Below are 21,146 nucleotides of genomic sequence, written 5' to 3' on the forward strand. Positions count from 1 at the left end.
GTGGCGAACCGTCCCGATACCGCCCGGTCTGGTGATTTCACTCACCGACCAGCCCGGATCCTGGGCCGGCCCACGCCACGCGACCGCCGGGACGCTGGCCCGGCGGGCTGCCCGCGCGACCCCGGTCAGACCGTGACCGGTGCGGCGACCCGGCTGGGATCCTCCTCGCCGAGCGGCGGGATGACGGGAAAGTTACTGCGGAACAAGCCATCCGGGTCGTACCGGTCCTTGATCTCCAGCAACCGCGCCAGGGTGACCGGATCGAAGACCGCGGCCGGGGTCTCACCGGAATCCAAGTAGGTGAACGGTTTCCGGCCACTCAGGTACGGACGCAGCGCATCCACCACGGCATCGCTGCGCTCGGCGACGGCCGCCTCGAAGTCCGGGGTCGGCGCGGGGCCGAGCAACGACAACAGGTACGGCTCGGCGATCCCTCCCGCACAGCCGGCGTCGGCGCACGGCCGGGTCAGCGCGCCGCCCAGGTGCCGGACCTGGACCAGCGCGAGCGGCCCCACTCCGCCCTGCGGCGCGGCGGCGGCCAGCAGCGCATCGCTCACCCGCCCGGAGAACTCGGCGAGCAGCTCACCGCGCACCCGGGCCGGGCTGGGGTCGGTCGGCTCCATGCAGACACCGCCGACCTGCGCGGCATCCAACGGCCGCCGGGTATCCAGCACCGCGCCCGGAATCTCCTCGAACAACCGCAGCGGACCGGTGACCGCGCCCAGCGCAACCACATCCACGGCCACCATCGCCCGGCCGCGCAGCATCTCGGGAACCTCGGGGAACGGCGGGAATTGAATGAGAGTCAGCCAAAGGCTCAGTCCCTCTTCGGCTTCCGCAGTGGCCTGCCGGAAGGCCGCGACCACCGCCTCGGTCCGCTCGGCCGGCCACAATATGCGGCCGCCGAAAAGCCCGGTCGCGTCGAACAATTCGAATTCCATGCCGGTCACCAGCGCGAAATCGCCGCCGCCGCCGCGCAGAGCCCAGAACAGATCGGGCTCGGAGTCCGCCGTCACCCGGCGCTGATCGCCGTCCGCGGTCACCACCTCCAGCGCTCGCACCGCGTGCGCGGCGTAGCCGCGGCTGCGCGCGAACCAGCCGACACCGCCGCCCAGCATGTACCCGGTCACCCCGACCACCGCGGAACTGCCGCAGGCTCCGGCCAATCCGTACGCGGCGGCCCGCTCCAGCACCGGCTGCCAGGCCACCCCCGCCTGCACCCGTGCCACCCGCGCCGCGGCGTCGATCTCGATCCCGTCCAACGCCCGGGTCGTCACCAGGACGGTCCCGTCCGCCGCCGAGGAGGGACTGTGCCCGGTCGCCCGCGTGCTCAGCGGCAGCTCGGCCGCCGCCGCGAACCGCACCAGCGCCGCGGCGTCCGCCGCGTCCGCGACCTCCACCACCGCCGAAACCCGCTGCCGCACGGCGAGATTCCACGGGGTGCTCGCCTGTTCGAAACCCTCGTCCCCGGGTACCAGCACCCGGCCCCGCACCACAGTGCGCAGCTCACCACCGATCGCCGCCATCGCTCCTCCTTCGCCGCCGCGCGTACCGCAGCCGAACCCCTTCTGTCACAGGGGTATTGACCGTCCGGTCGGGTGCGTTGACCCGTCGGCACGCGGCCATGCTGGCAAGGACCGTATGAACGTTTCGTGATCACGGCCGGGACAACCCCGAAAACAGTTCGGGCACCCGCCCACCCACCGGTTCCGGTGGGGGCAGGTGCCCGTGTGGCGCGGTGGATGGTCCTGGCCGGGACTGTGGTCCCGGCCACCATCTCCACCGCTTCGCGCTGTTCACGTTCGTCGGCGCGTTCTCTCCTCGGACGTCGAAGCGTCCACCCGGAGTTGGGTTTCTAGCGCAGCTCGCGAGCCAGGTTGGCGTCCAGCACGCCGAGGAACTCCTCGGTGGTCAGGTAGCCTTGGTCGCCGCCGACCAGTAGCGCGAGGTCCTTGGTCATCTGGCCGGACTCGACCGTCTTGATGACGACATCCTCGAGCGTCTGGGCGAAGCCGATCACCTCGGGGGTGTTGTCCAGCTTGCCGCGGTGAGCCAGGCCACGCGTCCACGCGAAGATCGAGGCGATCGGGTTGGTGGAGGTGGGCTTGCCCTGCTGGTGCTGACGGTAGTGCCGGGTCACGGTGCCGTGCGCCGCCTCGGCCTCACAGGTGCGGCCGTCCGGGGTGAGCAGCACCGAGGTCATCAGACCCAGCGAGCCGAAGCCCTGCGCCACGGTGTCGGACTGCACGTCGCCGTCGTAGTTCTTGCAGGCCCAGACGTAGCCGCCCTCCCACTTGAGCGCGGAGGCGACCATGTCGTCGATGAGGCGGTGCTCGTAGGTGAGACCGGCCGCGTCGAACTCGTCCTTGAACTCGGTCTCGTACACCTCCTGGAAGGTGTCCTTGAACATGCCGTCGTAGGCCTTGAGGATGGTGTTCTTGGTCGACATGTACACCGGGTAGTTCTGCTGCAGGCCGTAGTTCAGCGAGGCCCGCGCGAAGTCCCGGATCGAGTCCTTGAAGTTGTACATGCCCATGATCACGCCGCCGTCTTCCGGCATGCGGACGACCTCGTGCTGGATCGGCTCGGAGCCGTCCTCGGGCGTGAAGGTCAGGGTGACGGTGCCGGCCTGGTGCACCTTGAAATCGGTGGCGCGGTACTGGTCGCCGAAGGCGTGGCGGCCGATGATGATCGGCTTGGTCCAGCCCGGAACCAGACGCGGCACATTGGAGATGATGATCGGCGCGCGGAAGATGGTACCGCCGAGGATGTTGCGGATGGTGCCGTTCGGCGACCGCCACATCTTCTTCAGGCCGAACTCCGTGACGCGGGCCTCATCGGGGGTGATCGTCGCGCACTTCACACCCACGCCGTGCTTCTTGATGGCGTTGGCGGCGTCGATGGTCACCTGATCATCGGTCTTGTCGCGATACTCGATGCCGAGGTCGTAATACTCGAGGTTCACATCGAGATACGGGTTGATCAGTTTGTCCTTGATGAACTGCCAGATGATCCGGGTCATCTCGTCGCCATCGAGTTCGACGACGGTCCCTTCAACCTTGATCTTGGACATGGATCTTCGTGTCCTCCTAGGAAGGTGGTGCTCCCATTGCACGGCCGGTGAGCACCGCTTGTAGCGGACCCCAGCTGTTCAACAGACAACGTATACGCATGGCGCTCGGCACGGGACCTGTGGTGCCAAGTCCACGTACGCTGTGGCGTCAAGCAAGACAAGCGTACTGCTGCTATCGATCTCACCGCTCGGGTGGCCCCCGCTGTGCGGGATTCAGTGCGGTTACCGATTAGTAGCTTTTCGCGTGACTTTCCGCACTTTCCAGGATGCGAAAACCCGCGGCTCGCGGCAACCCCCAAACCCGCGGACCGCGGGATATATGGTGTCGCGACCCGCGGGTGAACAGTCGGCCGGTCAGACGCCCACGTGTACGTGCTCGGCGCCTTCGAGCAGATTCTCCGGCTTGTCCCGCACCATGAACGCGATGATCGGAATGGTCACAAGGAAGAATCCGGCACCGATCAGGAACGCGATGTCATAGGAATGAATCGCGGCCCGGGCCATCACATGGTCGACGCCCGGATTGTTCCGCGCGAACCGCTCGGCCACCTGCACCGCGATCGTCGACAGCAGCGCGGTGCCGATCGCGCCACCCACCTGCTGGGCGGCATTGAGCAGCGCGCTGGCGACACCGGAGTCACGCTCCTCGACCTGGTGCAGCGCCGTGGTCTGCATGGCCACGAACAGCCCGCCCATGCCGAGTGCGATCAGAATCACCGCCGGCAGCACGCCCCCGGCATAGCTGTCGCCGAAGCTCAGCCGCGACAGGTACAGCAGCCCGGCCGTGCCCAGCACCGAACCGGTGATCATGAGCGGCCGCGGTCCGATCCGCGGCAGCAGCCCGCTCGCGACGCCCGCGGAGACGACGATGCCGATCGGGAAGGGCAGGAACGCCACCCCCGCCTTCAGCGCCGACCAGCCCAGCGTGATCTGGAAGTAGTAGCTCATGTTGATGAACATGGCGAACATGGCGATCGGCAGCAGCAGCGCCACGAGGAATGAGCCGCCCCGGTTGATCTCCCCCGGAATACGCAGCGGCAGAAGCGGATTCGAAGACCGACGCTCGATGGCGACGAAGGCGGCCAGCAGCGCGACACCCGCGATCAGCAGGGCCAGGGTGGTGCTCGCGGTCCAGCCGTCGGAGGCCGCGCGGCTGAAGCCGTAGACCACCGAGACCAGGCCGAGTGTGGCGGTCACCGCGCCGGGCAGGTCGTAGCCGCCGGTCCGCGGCGCGGGCACGTCCCGGGCCACGAAGGCGAGCGCGCCCAGGAAGGCGATCAGCGCGATCGGGGTGTTGACCAGCAGGCACCAGCGCCAGTTGGCGTATTCGGTGAGCGCGCCGCCCACGATCAGGCCGATGGCCGCGCCACCCGCGGACACACCCGCGAAGACGCCGAACGCGCGAGCGCGCTCCCTGGCCTCGGTGAAGGTGACCGACACCAGTGACAGCGCGGCCGGCGCGAGCAAGGCGGCGAACGCGCCCTGCAGCCCGCGCCCGGCGAAGAGTTCCGCGCCGTTCTGCGCGAGCCCGGCCAGCGCCGACGCCCCGGCGAAGCCGACCAGGCCGATCAGGAACATGCGGCGGCGGCCCAGGTAGTCGGCGAGACGGCCGCCGAGCAGCAGCAGGCCGCCGAAGATCAGCGTGTAGGCGGTGAGCACCCACTGCCGGTCGCCGTCGCTGATGCCCAGGTCACGCTGGGCGAACGGCATGGAGATGGTGACGATGGTGGCGTCCAGCACCACCATCAACTGGGCGATGGCGAGTACGCCCAGGGCCCACCAGCGCGCAGGTCCGCGCTGGTCCGAGCTTTGTGATTCGTCTTCGAGTGTTGTTGTCGCTGCGGTCATGTCGTCTCCTCACGGACGGTCCGGGACACCCCCGACAATCTTGGCCCCTGCGGCCAATTGGCGTCAAGAGAAATTTGTCGCACTGCGACAGTTGGCATAATTGGACAGGAGAAGCGCTCGAGCGCTTACCATGGAGGCATGTCGGAGTTGTCAAGTCACCTCGGCGTGATCGCACGTCACCGGCCGGGTCTGCGTGAGCGGAAGAAGGAACAGACCCGGGCGCGGATCATCGACGTCGCGCTGCGGCTGTGCGACGAGCAGGGCTTCGACGCCACCACCGTGGAACAGATCGCCGACGAGGCCGACGTCTCGCCGCGCACCGTGAACCGGTACTTCGACAGCAAGGAAGACATCGTCATCGCGCCCATCGCCGACTGGGCGCGGGCACACGCGGACGCGCTGCGCGAGCAGCCGAATACCGGCAACGAATTGAAAGCGCTGCTGGACAGCTTCCTGGCCATCGTGGACCGCGTCGTCGACCACGACGAACCGCTGCCCTTCCGCTGGTTCCAGCAGATGCAGCGCATCATCCGGTCCACCGCCGCGGTGCGGGCGTGCAGCATGGCCGCCACCGAGAACAAGACCGAGCAGACCGCGCAGGTGCTGGCCGAACGCCTCGGCACCACCGTCGAGGATCTACGAGTCCGATTGCTGCTCGGCACCTTCCACGCCATCATGCGGGCCGGCACCGAGTCGGACGTCGATTCCGGCTTCGCCGACGAGCGTCTGATCGCGTCACCGCGCCGCATGGCGGAGGCCGTGGTCACCGCGTACCACGAATTCGTGCGCACCTGCGCGGAGCCCGCTGTGGCCAGCCCCACTTCCGAAACAGCGGCGTCCGCCCGCTAGAATCGCGCAACAGGTCAAGAGCATCAGCGATAAGGCCCCGGCTTGCTGATCGGCAACCCTCCAGCTGCGGTGGGGTGCTCCGGGTGCAGACCGGGCGTTCGAAGGCCGAACGCAAGCGCAACTAGGAGGTCCACCGAAATGTGTTGTTGTCGAAGCCCATTCGCCTCTCGATAACGTCAAACTTCCGCCATTCGGCGACCTTGTTTTTGGAGCAGAACACATGAGTGACTCGACCGCGCCCGCGGCCGTTGCGGCTGACGGCACCCTGGATCCGGCCGGCTGGTCCTTCGAGACCAAGCAGATTCACGCCGGACAGGCTCCCGATCCGGCCACCGGAGCCCGCGCCCTGCCTATCTACCAGACCACCTCCTACGCCTTCCGCGACACCGATCACGCCGCCGCGCTGTTCGGGCTCGCCGAGCCGGGCAATATCTACACCCGCATCATGAACCCCACCCAGGACGCGGTGGAGCAGCGCATCGCCGCGCTCGAGGGCGGTGTGGCCGCGCTGCTGCTGGCCTCCGGCCAGGCAGCGGAGACCTACGCGATCCTGAATCTGGCGCAGGCCGGCGACCACATCGTGGCCAGCCCGCACCTGTACGGCGGCACCTACAACCTGCTGCACTACTCGCTGCCCAAGCTGGGCATCGAGGTCAGCTTCGTCGAGGATCCGGACGATCTCGAGCAGTGGCGCACGGCCGTGCGGCCCAACACCAAGGCGTTCTACGGGGAGACGGTCGCCAATCCGAGCAGCTCGGTGCTCGACATCCCGGGCATCGCCGAGGTCGCGCACGCCGCGGGTGTGCCGCTGATCGTGGACAACACCGTCGCCACGCCGTACCTGATCCAGCCGCTGCGGCTGGGCGCGGACATCGTCGTGCACTCGGCCACCAAGTACCTGGGCGGGCACGGCTCCGCGGTCGCGGGCGTGATCGTGGACGGCGGCAACTTCGACTGGACCGTGCGGGACGCGGCGGGCGAGTCCCGCTTCCCGGGTTTCACCATCCCGGATCCCAGCTACCACGGCGCCGTGTTCGCCGATCTCGGCGCGCCGGCCTACGCGCTCAAGGCGCGGGTGCAGCTGCTGCGCGATCTGGGCGCGGCGGTGTCGCCGTTCAACGCCTTCCTCATCGCGCAGGGCATCGAGACGCTGAGCCTGCGCGTCGAGCGGCACGTGGCCAATGCCCAGGCGGTGGCCGAGTTCCTGGCCGGGCAGCCCGGCGTCGAGAAGGTCTACTACGCAGGGCTTCCCAGCTCCCCGTGGTTCGAGCGGGGCAAACAGTTGGCACCCAAGGGCGTCGGCGCCATCGTCTCCTTCGAGCTGGCCGGCGGCGTGGACGCCGGGAAGAAGTTCGTGGAGGCGCTGGTGCTGCACAGCCACGTCGCTAACATCGGGGACGTGCGGTCGCTGGTCATCCACCCGGCCTCCACCACGCATTCCCAGCTGACGCCCGCCGAGCAACTGGCTTCCGGTGTCACACCGGGTCTGGTGCGGTTGGCCGTGGGTATCGAGGGGATCGGCGACATCCTGGCGGATCTGCGCGCCGGACTGACGGCGGCGGCAAGTTGACCGTGAACATCGAATCGAGCACGTCCCGTCACGCGGCGGAGCTTCTGCTGCCGCCGCCCGACGGGACGCTCGGCAGCATCGCCATCGGGGATGTCGAGCTCGAGACCGGTGCCGTCATTCCCGATGTGACGCTGGCTGTGCAGCGGTGGGGCGAACTATCGGCGAACGCGGACAACGTGGTGCTCGTGGAGCACGCGCTGACCGGTGATTCGCACGTGGTGGGTCCGGCCGACGTACACCACGGCCAGGCCGGCTGGTGGGACGGCATCGTGGGTCCCGGCGCGGCGGTGGACACCCGGGAGTGGTGCGTCATCGCCACCAATGTGCTCGGCGGCTGCAAGGGCAGCACCGGGCCGTCCTCGCTGGCGGCCGACGGAAAGCCCTGGGGCGCAAGGTTTCCCGAGATCTCCATCCGCGATCAGGTGACCGCCGAGATCACGCTGTTCGACCTGCTCGGCATCGATCGCCTGGCCGCCGTCGTGGGCGGCTCCATGGGCGGCATGCGGGTGCTGGAATGGATGATCGACCGGCCCGAGCGGGTCGGCGCGGCCCTGGTGCTGGCGGTCGGCCCGCGCGGCACCGCCGACCAGATCGGCACCCAGACCACCCAGATCGCGGCCATCACGGCCGATCCGGACTGGCAGGGCGGCAACTACCACGGCACCGGGCGCGCCCCGATGACCGGTATGGGCATCGCCCGGCGCATCGCGCACCTGACCTATCGCGCCGAGTTCGAGCTCGACCACCGCTTCGAGAACCATGCCCAGGGCGATGAGGACCCGTGGGCGGGTGGGCGTTACGCGGTGCAGAGCTATCTGGAGTACCAGGCCGACAAGCTGATCTCACGGTTCGACCCGGCCACCTACGTGCTGCTCACCGAGGCCATGAACCGCCACGACGTGGGCCGTGGCCGCGGCGGTATCGCGGCGGCGCTGGGGTCCACGCCGGTGCCGTGCGTGGTCGGCGGGGTGGACTCGGATCGGCTCTTCCCGCTGCACACCCTGCAGGAGCTGGCCGATCTGCTGCCGGGTTCCAAGGGGCTGGAGATCATCCGGTCCCGGGACGGCCACGACGGGTTCCTGACCGAGACCGAGGCGGTCGGCAAGCTCATGCTCGAGACGATGGATCTGGCCCGCGCCCAGCGCGGGTCCGACCGCTGAAACAACGCTGCCCGTCCGCTGTAACCCCGCTGCCTCACCCGGAGGCGCGTTACCTCGCGTATCGTGTCCGTTTCGCTCGAATTGCCGTGACGCGCTTCCGGTTTCGCGCACATGACACCTCCGTAACCGGCGGCCCGGAATGCGTGTGCGCAAGGCTCGGCACACGTAATGTATTCAGGCATGACCGCCGCATTCGATGACATGGATCTACGCGATCTCGTCGATCTGCTCTCCGAGGACGAGCAGCGTGAACTTCGCCCGGCCATACTCCGTGTCCTGCACAGACTCCCCGACCAGGAAGTGTTGCGCCGTGAACTCGGCCGCCGCATGACCTCGGTCTAGCAATCCCCCAGCGCCGCGGGTTCGCGGCCACCCTCCGATCGAATACTCAGTGCCGCGACTCCGGTCGCGGCCCCGACCTCGGCGCGGTCTAGGTGACGCCGAGGCTGCTGATGGTCGCGGCCAGCACGATGATCGCGCCGCCCAGCACCGTCAGCCAGGCGACGTCGAAACCCTTGCTGCGCACCGCGAGCAGGCCGGCCCGGTCGGTCGGCAGAATCAGCCGCAGTGCCGCCGCCAGCAGCGTCCCGCCGCCGAAGAAGAAGGTGCCGCGCCGCCAGCGGTCCCAGGCGAGGAAGACCACGGCCACCACCAGCACCAGCGCTACCAGCAGTATGGGCAGATTGTCCCGGACGAATCCCCCCGCACGACTGCTACGGCTCTCGGGTGCGGCATGGGCTGGACTCACCGCACGAGCTTATCCGGCCCTCTGCGATGCTGGAGCCCGTGTTCCATCTCGTGTTCTTCGAACCTCGCATCCCTCCGAATACCGGCAATGCCATTCGGCTGGCAGCCGGCACCGGGTGCGAACTACACCTGATCGAACCGCTCGGCTTCGACCTATCCGAGCCGAAGCTGCGCCGGGCCGGATTGGACTACCACGACCTGGCCGTCGTCACCGTGCACAAGAGTCTCGCCGCCGCATGGGATTACATCAGGCCCGAGCGGATCTTCGCCTTCACCGCGACCGCCACCACCCGCAACACCGACATCGCCTACCGCAAGGGCGACGTCCTACTCTTCGGCCCCGAACCCACCGGTCTCCCCGACGAGGTCCTCGCCGACTCCCGCATCACCGACCAACTCCGCATCCCCATGCTCCCGGGCCGCCGCTCGATGAACCTCTCCAACGCCGCCGCCGTCGCCGTCTACGAAGCCTGGCGGCAACTGGGTTTTCCCGGCGCGGTCTAGTGACAGATTGCCGCCCGAGCGGTCTACTGACATCGAAACCCACCGACATGCGGACGAATCGGACGTCGATCCGCGAACACCCGGAGGCTGCGGACATGGCGAAATACCCTGACCACATGTCGATTCCGCATGTCGAGCAGCCGGATATCCCCGAGTTCATGACATGGGAAGAGCTCGAGCGCCTGCCCGAGGAGATCGCGAATCAGATCGAGCTCTGGCGCGGACGGGTCGTATGGGTTCGCCACGCGCCGGGCGAGCATCAAATCTTCACCCGTCGCCTGACCAACAGCCTTGAACAATGGGCGCGCAAGGACATGTCGTCACACCCCGAACACTGCTGGGTCGCGAACCTCGAGACGAATGTCTTCTTCGGAACGACCGGGAAATCCGACTTCGTGACACCGGATTTCTTGATACATCGGTGCCTTGGGTCATCGTGGCAGGACGTACGTGCCTCCGACGTCCTACTTGCCGGAGAAGTACTGTCTCCCTCGAATACGCCATCCGAGATCGTGGCCAAGGAGGCGCGTTACGCGGAAGCGGGAATCCCTTGGTATTGGGAGGTCGAGCCGACCCGCGGGGCGAGCCAGATCGCGTCAGTCCGCGCCTACGCCCTCGAGACCGGACATGGGGAGCTTGCGGACGGGGTTCGCCCTCTGCATCCGGTCAACTACATCCTGGCCGGTGAATGGATTCGCGCCGAGGCCAACGACATCGAGATCGATCACCCCTTCCCGATCCGTATCCCGTGGACCGAACTCGAATACTGATCTCAGTCGTCGATTTCGAAGCGCTTGAAGCGGGAGGTCGCGCCGCCCGTCAGACGAACGGCGGACTTGGGGACGCCGTAGTGGGCGGCCAGCAGCTCGATGGCGGCCTTGTTGGCCTTGCCCTCCACCGCCGGGGCGCGCACGTACAACTGCAGCGCCCCGTCGTCGAGGATCTCGACCAGGGGCCCCTTCTTGCTCCCCGGTTTGATGGTCGCCCGGACCACTGTGGCCACGCCGCACTCCTTCCCGAACCTGGTCCCATTGTCTCGGACGGGATTCGAGTTAACAGATGGGGCCTGCGATACAGCACACAGGATCGGGGGCGGCGATCGAGGCCGGGACGTCGTAGGGTCGCAAGCGATGCCTGGCGAGCAGGGCGGGCGCCCGGGAAGGAAGTTCAGATGGTCAAGCGTTTGCTGTTACTACTGTCGGCCGTGGCTGGGGTGATCCTGCTGGCGACGGGAACGGCCATGGCCGGTCCTGTCGACGTGCACGACGACTCGAAGGTGCTCGATGTCGCCAAGGTGACGAATGCGGCGCTGCAGCTGTCGGATCCGGTGCAGATCTTCACCACCGAACAGCTCGCCAACGATCGCGCCGCATTCGATGCGAGGGCCCAGACCCATGTCAAGAATCCGACCGACGTGGTGCTGGCTATCAACACCAAGACCAAGTGGCTGTCGATCCGCACCGGCGCGAACTCGCACATCCGCGACACCTCGTCAGCGGGAACGGCTTTCGGCAATGCCCTCGGCAGCGGCGATTACACGGGTGCGACCATCGCGGCGCTGGGCGCGCTGAAGACGGCCGCCGATCAGGGCGCGCCCACCGGTGCCAAGGCCGGCAACCCGGCCCCCGTGCACCCGCCCGCCGCCAAGCCCGCGAGCAAGAACAGCAGCTGGGGCTGGCTGGGCCTGCTGTGCCCGATCCTGGTCATCGGCGGCATCATCGCGGCGGCCGTCGCGTTCTTCCGCCGTCGCCGCGGCACCCCGCCGCCGCCCGCCCCGTTCGGCGGCGGTGGTTTCGGCGGCGGCTACGCCCCGGGCGGGCCGGGCTACGGCGCCCCGCCCCCGCCGCCCTACGGCGGTGGCCGTCCCGGCATGAGCCCCGGTGCAGCGGCCGGTCTCGGCGCGGTCGGCGGCGCCCTGGGCGGCGGCCTGCTCGGCTACGAACTCGGCCGGATGGAAGGCGAACACGAGCACGACCGCGGCCCGGAGTACGGCCCGCCCCCGGAGTCCGGCGGCTACGGCGGTTACGACCCCGGCCCTCAGGAGTGGGGCGGAGGCGGCGGTGACTACGACTTCGGCGGCGGCAGCGACTTCGGCGGCGGCGGCGATTCCGGGAGCGGCGACTTCTAGCCGTTCGCCGATCCAGGCGACAACCCTTGGCGCACCCTGTATCTCACCCGGGTGAGGGGCGCGCCGCCCAACCGAAATATGGTGCCGGCGGCCGCCTTCAGCGGAAGTCGCGGGAACGGCCCTCGATGCGCAGGTCCATGCGCTGCAGATGGTCGGCGACAATGGTGACCGCACCCTCGGCGTTCTGCACCCGCCCGCGGATGAGCAGGGCGGGCGCGGTGGTGGCCAGGCGCCGGTAGCGGGCCCAGAGGCCGACCGAGCAGACCACGTTCACCATGCCGGTCTCGTCCTCCAGATTGAGGAAGGTGACCCCGCCCGCAGTGGCCGGACGCTGCCGGTGGGTGACCGCGCCGCCGACGAGAACCCTTGTGCCGTCGCGAATGTCGAGCAGCTGCGCGGCGGGGATGACACCGAGCGCGTCGAGGCGCTCGCGCAGGAATTCGGTCGGATAGCTGCCGGGAGAGACGCCGGTGGCCCATACGTCGGCGGCGGCCAGTTCCAGCGCGCTCATTCCGGGCAGGGCGGGTGCGGTGGTGGCCGCGCCGGTGCCGGGCAGCCGGTCGGGTCGTTCCGCGGCGGCCGCGCCCGCCGCCCACAGCGCCTCGCGGCGGGTGCCGCCGAGACTGTTCAGCGCGCCCGCGGTGGCCAGCGCTTCGGCCTGCGGCACGCTCAGCTCCACGCGCCCGGTGAGGTCGAGAAATGTGGTGTAGGGCCCGATTTCGCGGGCGGCCACGATCTGTTCGGCCAGCTCGGTGCCGATGTGCCGGACCGCGGCCAGACCCAGCCTGATCTCCAGGCCCTGTGCCTCCAGGGTCGCCTCGGCCAGGCTGTGGTTGATGTCGGGCCCGTGCACCACCACCCCGTGCCGTCGCGCGTCGGCGACCAGCGACTGCGTCGAGTAGAACCCCATCGGCTGGGCGCGCAGCAGTCCGGCGCAGAAGGCGGCCGGGTGATGCAGTTTGAACCACGCCGAGTAGAAGACCAGTGAGGCGAAACTCTGCGAATGGCTTTCCGGGAAACCGAAATTCGCGAAGGCGTACACCTTCTCGTAGATGCGGTCGGCCACCTCGCCGGTGATGCCGTGCAGGTCCTTCATCCCCTGATAGAAGCGAGCCCGCAGCCGTTCCATCTTCTCCGGTGACCGTTTGGATCCCATGGCGCGGCGCAGCTGATCGGCCTCGGCGGCGGTGAATCCGGCGACGTCCACGGCCATCTGCATGAGCTGCTCCTGGAACAGCGGCACGCCGAGGGTACGTTCCAGCGCGTTCTCCAGTGCCGGATGGTCGTATTCGGGCTCCTCCCTGCCATTGCGGCGACGGATGTAGGGGTGCACCGACCCGCCCTGGATCGGTCCCGGCCGGATGAGCGCCACCTCCACCACCAGGTCGTAGAAATTCCGCGGCTTCAGGCGCGGCAGGGTCGCCATCTGCGCGCGGGACTCCACCTGGAAGACGCCGACGGAGTCTGCGCGGCACAGCATGTCGTAGACGGCTTCCTCGCCCAGGTCCAGCCGGTGCAGTTCGATGGTGTGCCCCTTGTGCTCGGCCACCAGGTCGATCATGTAGTGCAGCGCCGACAGCATGCCCAGCCCGAGCAGGTCGAACTTGACCAGTCCCGCCGACGCGCAGTCGTCCTTGTCCCACTGCAGCACACTGCGATCGGCCATGCGCGCCCATTCGGTCGGGCACACGTCGGCGATGGGCCGGTCGCAGATCACCATGCCGCCGGAGTGGATGCCCAAATGTCTCGGCAGCCCCTCCAATTCACCGGCCAGCGCGAGCACGTCGTCGGGGATGTCGGTGTGCTGCTCTTCCGCCACGCCCGTCCAGCGGCTCACCTGTTTGCTCCAGGCGTCCTGCTGTCCGGTCGAAAAGCCCAGGGCGCGTGCGGCATCCCGCACGGCGGAGCGCCCGCGATAGGTGATCACATTGGCCACCTGTGCCGCGTACTCGCGCCCGTATTTGGCGTAGACGTGCTGGATGGCCTCCTCGCGCCGATCCGATTCGATGTCCACGTCGATGTCCGGCGGCCCGTCCCGCTCCGGCGACAGGAACCGCTCGAACAGCAGCTTGTTGGCGACCGGGTCCACATTGGTGATGCCGATGGCGTAGCAGACCGCCGAATTGGCCGCGGAACCCCGGCCCTGGCAGAGGATGTCGTTGTCGCGGCAGAAGCTGACGATATCGTGCACGACCAGGAAGTAGCCCGGGAAGTTCAGGGTGGCGATCACGTCCAGTTCGTGTTCGAGCTGCCGGTAGGCGTCCGGGTTACCGGCACGAGGCCCGTAGCGGCGGCCCGCGCCGCGGAGGGTGAGCTCGCGCAGCCACGAGTTCTCGTCGTGGCTGTCCGGCACATCGAAGGGCGGCAGTTGGGGCGCGATCAGCCGCAGGTCGAACGCGCAGTCCCGGCCCAGCGCAACGGCATTCGCCACCGCCTCGGGGCAGGCGGCGAACAGCCGCGCCATCTCGTCGCCGGAGCGCAGGTGCGCGCCGCCGGTGGGGGCCAGCCAGCCGGCCATGTCGTCGAGGCTGGAGCGGGCCCGGATGGCGGCCAGCGCCATGGCTCTGCGCCGGTGCGGCGGGGCCGCGAAATGCGCTCCGGTGGTGGCGAGTACGGGCAGCCCGACCCGGTCGGCGAGGGCGATGAGCCGGGCATTGCGCTCATCGTCCTCGGGGATGCCGTGGTGGGTGAGCTCCACGCTCACGTGCTCGCGTCCGAACCGTTCGATCAGATCGCGCAGCGCTGCCTCGGCCGCCACGTCGCCCTGCTGAAGTGCCTGTCGCACAGTCCCTTTGCGGCAGCCGGTGAGAATGTGCCAGTGCCCGCCCGCCGCGGCGGTGAGCCGTTCCAGGTCGTAGCGCAGGATGCCCTTCTCCCCCGCCGCCATGTGCGCGGCGGCCATCTCCCGCGACAGCCGCCGATACCCCTCCTGTCCGCGCGCCAGCACCAGCAGGTGTGGTCCGGCCGGGTCGGGTATGCCGGTGCGCGGCTCGGAATTCAGTGCGTCCGAGTCGGATTCGCGGCCGCGCCGCCGCCCGCGGGGTGCCAGGTGCGCGCCGGCGCGGGCCGCGGTGCCGATGGACAGCTCGGCCCCGAAGATGGTCGGCATCCGCCATTCCCGTGCCGCCTCCGCGAACCGCACCACCCCGTAGAACCCGTCGTGGTCGGTCAGCGCGAGGGCCTCCAGGCCCAGTCGCACAGCTTCCTCCACGAGCTCCTCGGGCTGGCTGGCGCCGTCGAGGAAGCTGTAGGCCGAATGCGTGTGCAGCTCGGCGTACGGCACCGCCGATCGCGCGACCCGCCCGAGTTCCCCGGCCTCGTACTTCTCCCGCTTCCGTGACCAGGCCGGGCTGTCGCCGCCGTCGCCGTCGACCGGCTTGCGCACCGGATCGGGCCGTCCGGACAGCACCCGTTCCATCTCGGCCCACGAAGGCGGGCCGTTGTGCCAGCCCATGACGCACCTCCTCCACAATCCGACCGGTCTCGATATCGAACATACATTCGAAACCGATTGGTCTCTACAGCGGCATACGCCAAATCCCCGGAGGCCGATTCGGCGGTGGGCAACCACACCGTGGCGCAGTAACTTACTTTGAAGTAAGTTCGAGGCAAATCAACTGCAAGGGAGCAGAAATGATGGCATCGCGAAGCGATTCGGTCAGGGGTGGCGGCGGGGCGACGGGCGGGCCCGATACCTCGACCGACAACGGCAGCGGTTCCCTGGCCCGCCGGCGCGCCCGCCGCGATCTGACCGGCAAGCACGTCGTCATCACCGGCGCATCCTCCGGCATCGGCCGCTCGGCCGCGCTCGCCGTCGCCGAGAAGGGCGCGGTCGTCATCCTGCTGGCCCGCCGCGCCGACGAGCTGTCCACCGTGGTGGACGAGATCACCGCCGCGGGCGGCACCGCGTTCGGCTACCCGTGCGATGTCACCGATCAGGACTCGGTAGACCGGACCCTGCAGGCGGTGCTCGACACCCACGGACACGTCGACATGCTGGTCAACAATGCCGGCCGCTCCATCCGCCGCGCCGTGCACCGCTCCACCGACCGCATGCACGACTTCGAGCGCACCATGGCCGTCAACTACTTCGGCGCGGTGCGCATGACCCTGGGCCTGCTGCCCGGCATGCGGGAGCGCCACGACGGTCACATCGTGAACATCTCCAGCGCCGGCGTCCAGGTCGCCACCCCGCGCTTCGCCGCCTACCTGGCCAGCAAGGCCGCCCTGGACAAGTTCGCCGAGGTGACCGCTGCCGAAATGCGTTCCAGCAATATCACTTTCACCACCATCCACATGCCGCTGGTCCGCACCCCCATGATCACCCCGAGCGGCGATCAGGGCACCGGCACCCAGTCCCCGGAATGGGCGGCGGCGCTCATCGTGCGGGCCCTCACCGAGCGCCCCCGCCGCATCGACGTGCCGCTCGGCACCCTGGCCGAGTACGGCTCCATGTTCGCGCCCGGCATCAAGGAGCGGGTCCTGCACCGCTACTATCGCGCCATCCCCGACTCCCCCGCGGCCAAGGGCGAGGCAGTGCCCGAACCGAAGACGGTCGACACGGACATCGTTGCCCCGCAACAGCGCCGCCGCACCGTCCCGCCCGCGGTCCGCGTCACCGGCACGGCCCTGCGCCGCGCGGCCCGGCTGGTCCCGGGCACCCACTGGTGACCACCCGCAGACCCGGACCCGCCCTGCTCAGGGCCGCACCCGGTGGGTGTCACGCGGGAAAAGCGCTGCCCACCTGATGTTGTCGGCCTCGAGCAGCCGCGACACCCAACGTTCCAGCCCGATGGCGAAGCCGCCGTGCGGCATGCCGTGGCTCATGGCCTCCAGCTACGCCGGATACCGGGCGGCGTCATCGCCGCGCGGTGAGGACGGCCAGCCATGCACGCCACGCTGCGGCGCGCCGAAGCCGGTGCGCCCCAAGGGTTGCCGACAGGATCGAACCTGGCAGGATCTCGGCATGACCGAGGTCCGGCAGCCGAATTCCCTGTTCTCACGACCGGAACTCTGGGCGGCGAGCTTTCTCGACGAGTACGCCTCCGATGTGCCCGGCGGGGACCGCGCAGGCCGCGAGGAGGAGTACGACGACTTCGAGGCGGAGTACGACCTCGGCGACGGTTACGTATTCCAGGTCGAGTCCGGCTCCTACGGTTCCTCGCTGACCCTGCGTCATCCCGGCGCCACCCGCCCGGTCGAGCTGGGCTGGGACGATCTCGCGCACTGGCATCCGCACGCCCTGCGCTGGTCCGAGGTCGACCTGATCTGCCGCGCCACCGCACTGGCCGACCCCGACGCGGCCTACCCTGGCCCGTACCTGGCCCTGCTCGGCCGTTTCGCCCCGCTGTGCACCGACGCCGACGCCGCGATCGCCGTCCCGCTGCTGCGTGAGGCATTCGCCGCCCTTCCGGGCCTGGACCCTTATCAGCGGCGCGCGTATGCCGCGCACGGCGATATCCGGGCATTCGGCGTGGATTGGCTGCGGGACGACGAAACCGGTTGGTGGTACCTCGATTACGTCGAGCAGCCGGACAATCCCTATAGCGATGATCCGGACTACCCCACCGGCGACCTGTACTCGATGCGCGACCCGGACGATCCCGAATTCCCCTTCGCCGCACTGGCAACCGCTATCGACCGGGCACGCGCCCGCTGCGCGGCCGTCCGCGACCAGCCCTGGTCGAGACACCCCGAGGTCGAGGCGGCCGCCGAGACCTTCGCCGCCGATCCGACAGCGGCGCACCGGACAGCCCTGGCCACCGCGCTGCACACCGCGGGTTGCGCCGACCGGTCCGTCCTGTCGGCGCTGTCCCCCGGCGCGGGTGAACTCCGCGCCCTGGTCATGACCGAGCTCCTCCTCGGCGTCGACCCCCACACCCTGCCGCGAACCCGCTCCGACCACACGTCCCCACCGCCCCGCCGCTACCACGCCCACGCCTACCTGCCCGTTTCCTCCTCCGAAGCTCCTCGGAACGGCCCGGCATCACAGCTGAAGCCCTTCCTCAACGCCGCCCTCCGAGCCGCTGGACTGGGAACCACCAAGCACGGGCCCGCCCGCCTGGGCCGAAGGGACGGCAGCTGGGTCGACGACCTCCCCCTGACAGTGATCGACGATTGGCGCACGGCGATCGAAGTGATACGCGATGTCCTGCTCACGGCCAAAGCTCCGGCAGGCAGCAGCATCGAAATAACCCGGCACGGCGAAACCGTGGTGATCACCCTCGACTGACCCCCCGCCCCGAATCACGGAGCGTGGCACCGTCCGGGATCGCCTACTTGCGGCAGGTCGCCGATCTGCTTGCGCGAGAAGCCAATTCGCCGATGCCGATCGGCAATGGCGCCGATGGCGTACATATCACCGCGTCCGACACCCTGACCTTCTCCGGCCGCCGCGACATTCCCGGCACCGGCCACGTCGCCGCCTCCAAGCTTCCCGAGGCCCCCCTCATGACCACCTGGCTCCGCAACCACCTCGCCTGAAGCCGCCGCGCGGGCGGCGGTCACGGCGATCCGGTAACAGATGGCGTGGCGGGCCACACATCTCTTGACGCGTCTCGAGACTCGAGTTCTACTGTTCGAACAAACTTTCGATTATGTTAGGTAGCTGGGTCGGTGCTGGCTCGAGTTTCCGAGGATGAGTTCCCGTCGACTGGAGAGGTGGTCACATAGATGGGTGCGGCGGCGGAGGCCAGGCGGGCGCAGCTGACGGAGCTGCGGCGGCGGATGGCCGCGATACCCGCGCGCGGCACGGAGTCGTCGGCCCACGCACCCGTGTCCGAGGAGCCGCGGCGGGAGTCCCTGCCGGTGCCGGGCGCGCTCGAAAACCTCTTGCCCGATGGCGGATTGGCCAAGGGGTCGGTGGTCGTCTACAACGGCGCGGGGTCGCTGATCTCGGGGCTGCTGGCCGCGGTGACGGGCTCCGGAGGGCATGCCGCGGTGGTCGGGCTGCCGCGGCTGGGGTTGCTGGCCGCCGCTGAGATGGGGGCCCGGCTCGACCGGCTGGCGGTGGTCTCCGATCCAGGCCCGGACCCGCTCGAAGTTGCCTCCGTATTGCTGGATGGCCTGGACCTGGTGGTGCTCGGGCTGAACGGTCTCGCCGTCCCCATGTCCCGCGCCCGTATCCTCGCCGCCCGCGCCCGCAGCAAGAACTCCACCCTGATGGTGACCAACGGCTCCTGGTCCGGTTCCGCCCTGCACATCGACACCCGGATCGCCGGATACAGCGGCCTGGGCCGCGGCTGCGGCCGCCTGCGCATCGTCCGCCTCGACGTCTCCGTCCGCGGCCGCTCCGCCCAATCCCGCTCCGGCCACCTGGCCCTCAGCCCCGCCGACGGTCGCGTCGAATGGGTCGCCGCCCCCGGCCCCGTCCGGCCCGCCGCCGCTCCCGAACCACTGCGGCCGGCGCGTCATGCCGCGTCCTGACCGATCGCCGACCGCCGCCCGCCAGACGATAGAGCCTGCGGCGCAGCGGACTTCCCGTGTCTTCCGGTTGCCCCCGTGTGTGGGCGGGCGTCGTGTCGCGGGCTGACCGCCGCGCTTGTCGTCCGGCCGCCGACCGATGCGGTAGCGCCGCGAGAATGGGCCGGTCGTGAAGGCGCGGCGGGTGCTCGTGGTGTGGTGCCTGGATTGGCCCGCGGTGGCGGCGGCCGCCGAGGCAGGCGCGGAGGCCACTCGCGCGGTGGCGGTGTTCGCGGCCAATCGGGTGGTGGCCTGTACGGCGGTGGCACGGGCGGAAGGGATCCGCCGGGGTCTGCGGAAGCGAGAGGCTCAGGGCCGCTGCCCGGATCTGCTGGTGGCGCAGGATGATCCGGATCGCGACGCCCGTCTGTTCGAGCCCGTGGTGGCGGCCGTGGACGCGACCGTGCCGGGCGTGGAGGTACTACGCCCGGGCATGCTGGCGCTCTCGGCGCGGGGCGCGGCGCGGTTCTTCGGCTCCGAGGAGGCCGCCGCCGAGCGGCTGGTGGACGCCGTGGCGGCGGTCGGCGTGGAATGCCAGATCGGGATTGCCGACGAGCTGTCCACCGCGGTCTTCGCCGCCCGCCGCGCCACCCTGGTCCCGCCCGGCCGGGGCGCGGAATTCCTTGCGCCCATGCCGGTTTCGGAGCTGGCCGTGGAACCGGTGCTGGCCGCGCCGCAGCGCGTCGAACTGGTGGATCTGCTGCACCGGCTGGGCCTGCGCCGCATCGGCGACTTCGCGGCCCTCACTCCCGCCGAGGTGGCGTCGCGGTTCGGCGCGGACGCGATCATCGCGCACCGCTGCGCCCGCGCGGTCCCGGAGCGCCCGCCCGCCGCCCGCCTGCCCGCCGCCGACCTGACCGTGGAGCACCGCTGCGATCCCCCGATCGAACGCGTCGACATGGCCGCCTTCGCGGGCCGACTGCTCGCCACCGAGCTGCACACCAAGCTCTCCGCCGCCGCCGTGGCCTGCACCCGCCTGGTCATCCACGCCGAAACCGAAGCGGGCGAGGAGTTCTCCCGCATCTGGCGCTGCGCCGAACCGCTCACCCCGGACAGCACCGCCGACCGCATCCGCTGGCAGCTCGACGGCTGGCTCACCCGCCGTGCCCTCGATCGCGGCCGGACCCGCGTCGCGGCTCCCGGTTCGCCGGGGGCACACGACGACCGGGATGCCGGCCCGAACGCAGCCATCACCCTCCTGCGCCTGGAACCCGTCGAGGTGGTGTCGGCCGGCGCCCTGCAACTCGGTCTGTGGGGTGGGGTCGGCGAGGACGAGGAGCGAGCGCGCCGCGCCCTGATCCGGGTGCAGAGCCTGCTGGGCGGTGACGCCGTGCGCATGGGTGTGCTCAGCGGCGGCCGCGGCCCAGGGGAGCGCATCACCATGGTCCCCCTCGGTGACGAGCCGGTGCCCGCGACCGATCCGGCCCAGCCCTGGCCCGGCCGGCTTCCCGAGCCCGCTCCGGCGCTGGTGCTCACCCATCATCCGGAGGTGCGCCTGGAGGCTGCCGACGGTTCCCCGATCTGGGTCACCGAGCGCGGCCTGTTCACCGCCGATCCCGCCCACCTGCACTGGGGCAGCAGCTCCTGGGGGCTGACCGGCTGGGCCGGACCCTGGCCGGTCGACGATCGCTGGTGGACACACCGTTTCGAGCACGGCTTCGCCGCCCGCGCCCAGGTGCAGCTGGACGCCGAGGACGCCACCCGCCTGCGCGCGCTGCTCCTGCTCGGCTACAACGGCGCCTGGCATGTGGAGGGGCTCTACGAGTAGGTGCCGCTCAAATGCACTGCGGCGGTGCCGCTCAAATG

19 protein-coding genes and 1 riboswitch are annotated in these 21,146 nt (G+C 69.5%); of the genes, 12 read left to right on the plus strand and 7 right to left on the minus strand.

Annotated features, from left to right (window positions below; all coding sequences use genetic code 11):
* Positions 1-125: 125 nt before the first annotated feature.
* From ACIRRA_RS37890 to ACIRRA_RS37900, 3 genes are all read right to left on the minus strand, one after another.
* Positions 126-1,526, minus strand: coding sequence for an FAD-binding oxidoreductase (locus ACIRRA_RS37890; RefSeq protein WP_402778599.1), 1,401 nt, complete (start codon positions 1,524-1,526; stop codon positions 126-128).
* Positions 1,527-1,855: 329 nt separating this feature from the next.
* On the minus strand, positions 1,856-3,073 hold the full coding sequence (locus tag ACIRRA_RS37895; protein ID WP_354830238.1) for an NADP-dependent isocitrate dehydrogenase: 1,218 nt from the start codon (positions 3,071-3,073) through the stop codon (positions 1,856-1,858).
* A 354-nt stretch (positions 3,074-3,427) separates the two neighbouring features.
* Positions 3,428-4,921 carry an MFS transporter gene (locus ACIRRA_RS37900; RefSeq protein WP_402778601.1) on the minus strand — a complete coding sequence of 498 codons (1,494 nt, stop codon included), beginning with the start codon at positions 4,919-4,921 and terminating at the stop codon, positions 3,428-3,430.
* Positions 4,922-5,059: 138 nt separating this feature from the next.
* Between ACIRRA_RS37900 and ACIRRA_RS37905 the strand changes: the two genes are divergently transcribed.
* From ACIRRA_RS37905 to ACIRRA_RS37920, 4 genes are all read left to right on the plus strand, one after another.
* Positions 5,060-5,770 carry a TetR/AcrR family transcriptional regulator gene (locus ACIRRA_RS37905; protein ID WP_402778603.1) on the plus strand — a complete coding sequence of 237 codons (711 nt, stop codon included), beginning with the start codon at positions 5,060-5,062 and terminating at the stop codon, positions 5,768-5,770.
* 12 nt (positions 5,771-5,782) lie between these two features.
* Positions 5,783-5,894, plus strand: a riboswitch (SAM riboswitch).
* A gap of 96 nt (positions 5,895-5,990) precedes the next feature.
* Positions 5,991-7,340: a bifunctional o-acetylhomoserine/o-acetylserine sulfhydrylase gene (locus ACIRRA_RS37910; protein ID WP_402778606.1), complete on the plus strand. Its 1,350-nt coding sequence runs from the start codon at positions 5,991-5,993 to the stop codon at positions 7,338-7,340.
* A complete protein-coding gene (locus ACIRRA_RS37915) occupies positions 7,337-8,500 on the plus strand; it encodes a homoserine O-acetyltransferase (protein WP_402778608.1) in 1,164 nt (387 codons plus the stop codon). Before ACIRRA_RS37910 ends, ACIRRA_RS37915 begins: the two co-directional genes overlap by 4 nt.
* A 180-nt stretch (positions 8,501-8,680) precedes the next feature.
* Positions 8,681-8,842: a hypothetical protein gene (locus ACIRRA_RS37920; RefSeq protein WP_169336776.1), complete on the plus strand. Its 162-nt coding sequence runs from the start codon at positions 8,681-8,683 to the stop codon at positions 8,840-8,842.
* 88 nt (positions 8,843-8,930) lie between these two features.
* Here the strand turns inward: ACIRRA_RS37920 and ACIRRA_RS37925 are convergent, their stop codons facing one another.
* Positions 8,931-9,248: a DUF3017 domain-containing protein gene (locus ACIRRA_RS37925; RefSeq protein ID WP_402778610.1), complete on the minus strand. Its 318-nt coding sequence runs from the start codon at positions 9,246-9,248 to the stop codon at positions 8,931-8,933.
* Between the two features lie 26 nt (positions 9,249-9,274).
* Between ACIRRA_RS37925 and ACIRRA_RS37930 the strand changes: the two genes are divergently transcribed.
* Positions 9,275-9,751, plus strand: coding sequence for a tRNA (cytidine(34)-2'-O)-methyltransferase (locus ACIRRA_RS37930; RefSeq protein ID WP_402778612.1), 477 nt, complete (start codon positions 9,275-9,277; stop codon positions 9,749-9,751).
* A gap of 116 nt (positions 9,752-9,867) precedes the next feature.
* Positions 9,868-10,521: a Uma2 family endonuclease gene (locus ACIRRA_RS37935; protein ID WP_402778614.1), complete on the plus strand. Its 654-nt coding sequence runs from the start codon at positions 9,868-9,870 to the stop codon at positions 10,519-10,521.
* A 2-nt stretch (positions 10,522-10,523) separates the two neighbouring features.
* Here ACIRRA_RS37935 and ACIRRA_RS37940 read toward each other — a convergent pair whose 3' ends face one another.
* Entirely contained in the window at positions 10,524-10,754 is a 231-nt protein-coding gene (locus tag ACIRRA_RS37940; protein WP_040855679.1) for a DUF167 domain-containing protein, read from the minus strand.
* Between the two features lie 168 nt (positions 10,755-10,922).
* Between ACIRRA_RS37940 and ACIRRA_RS37945 the strand changes: the two genes are divergently transcribed.
* Positions 10,923-11,879: a hypothetical protein gene (locus ACIRRA_RS37945; RefSeq protein WP_402778617.1), complete on the plus strand. Its 957-nt coding sequence runs from the start codon at positions 10,923-10,925 to the stop codon at positions 11,877-11,879.
* A 97-nt stretch (positions 11,880-11,976) separates the two neighbouring features.
* Here the strand turns inward: ACIRRA_RS37945 and ACIRRA_RS37950 are convergent, their stop codons facing one another.
* A complete protein-coding gene (locus ACIRRA_RS37950; RefSeq protein ID WP_402778621.1) occupies positions 11,977-15,333 on the minus strand; it encodes an error-prone DNA polymerase in 3,357 nt (1,118 codons plus the stop codon).
* A 179-nt stretch (positions 15,334-15,512) separates the two neighbouring features.
* Here ACIRRA_RS37950 and ACIRRA_RS37955 point away from each other — a divergent pair, with 179 nt between their 5' ends.
* A complete protein-coding gene (locus ACIRRA_RS37955; protein ID WP_402778623.1) occupies positions 15,513-16,550 on the plus strand; it encodes an SDR family NAD(P)-dependent oxidoreductase in 1,038 nt (345 codons plus the stop codon).
* Positions 16,551-16,577: 27 nt separating this feature from the next.
* On the opposite strand, the gene ACIRRA_RS37960 is transcribed toward ACIRRA_RS37955, so the two are convergent.
* On the minus strand, positions 16,578-16,706 hold the full coding sequence (locus tag ACIRRA_RS37960) for an amino acid--tRNA ligase-related protein (RefSeq protein WP_402778625.1): 129 nt from the start codon (positions 16,704-16,706) through the stop codon (positions 16,578-16,580).
* Positions 16,707-16,845: 139 nt separating this feature from the next.
* Here ACIRRA_RS37960 and ACIRRA_RS37965 point away from each other — a divergent pair, with 139 nt between their 5' ends.
* The 4 genes from ACIRRA_RS37965 (at position 16,846) to ACIRRA_RS37980 (ending at position 21,108) form a co-directional block, all read left to right on the plus strand.
* A complete protein-coding gene (locus ACIRRA_RS37965) occupies positions 16,846-18,111 on the plus strand; it encodes a hypothetical protein (protein WP_402778627.1) in 1,266 nt (421 codons plus the stop codon).
* A gap of 23 nt (positions 18,112-18,134) precedes the next feature.
* Positions 18,135-18,362, plus strand: a complete 228-nt coding sequence (locus ACIRRA_RS37970; RefSeq protein WP_402778629.1) for a hypothetical protein — start codon at positions 18,135-18,137, stop codon at positions 18,360-18,362.
* A gap of 189 nt (positions 18,363-18,551) precedes the next feature.
* Positions 18,552-19,304 (plus strand): hypothetical protein, encoded by a 753-nt coding sequence (locus ACIRRA_RS37975; protein ID WP_402778632.1) that lies wholly within the window; start codon positions 18,552-18,554, stop codon positions 19,302-19,304.
* Between the two features lie 166 nt (positions 19,305-19,470).
* Entirely contained in the window at positions 19,471-21,108 is a 1,638-nt protein-coding gene (locus ACIRRA_RS37980; protein ID WP_402778634.1) for a DNA polymerase Y family protein, read from the plus strand.
* The last annotated feature ends 38 nt before the right edge of the window (positions 21,109-21,146 follow it).

It is taken from the genome of Nocardia sp. NPDC101769, assembly GCF_044766925.1.
Classification (GTDB): domain Bacteria; phylum Actinomycetota; class Actinomycetes; order Mycobacteriales; family Mycobacteriaceae; genus Nocardia.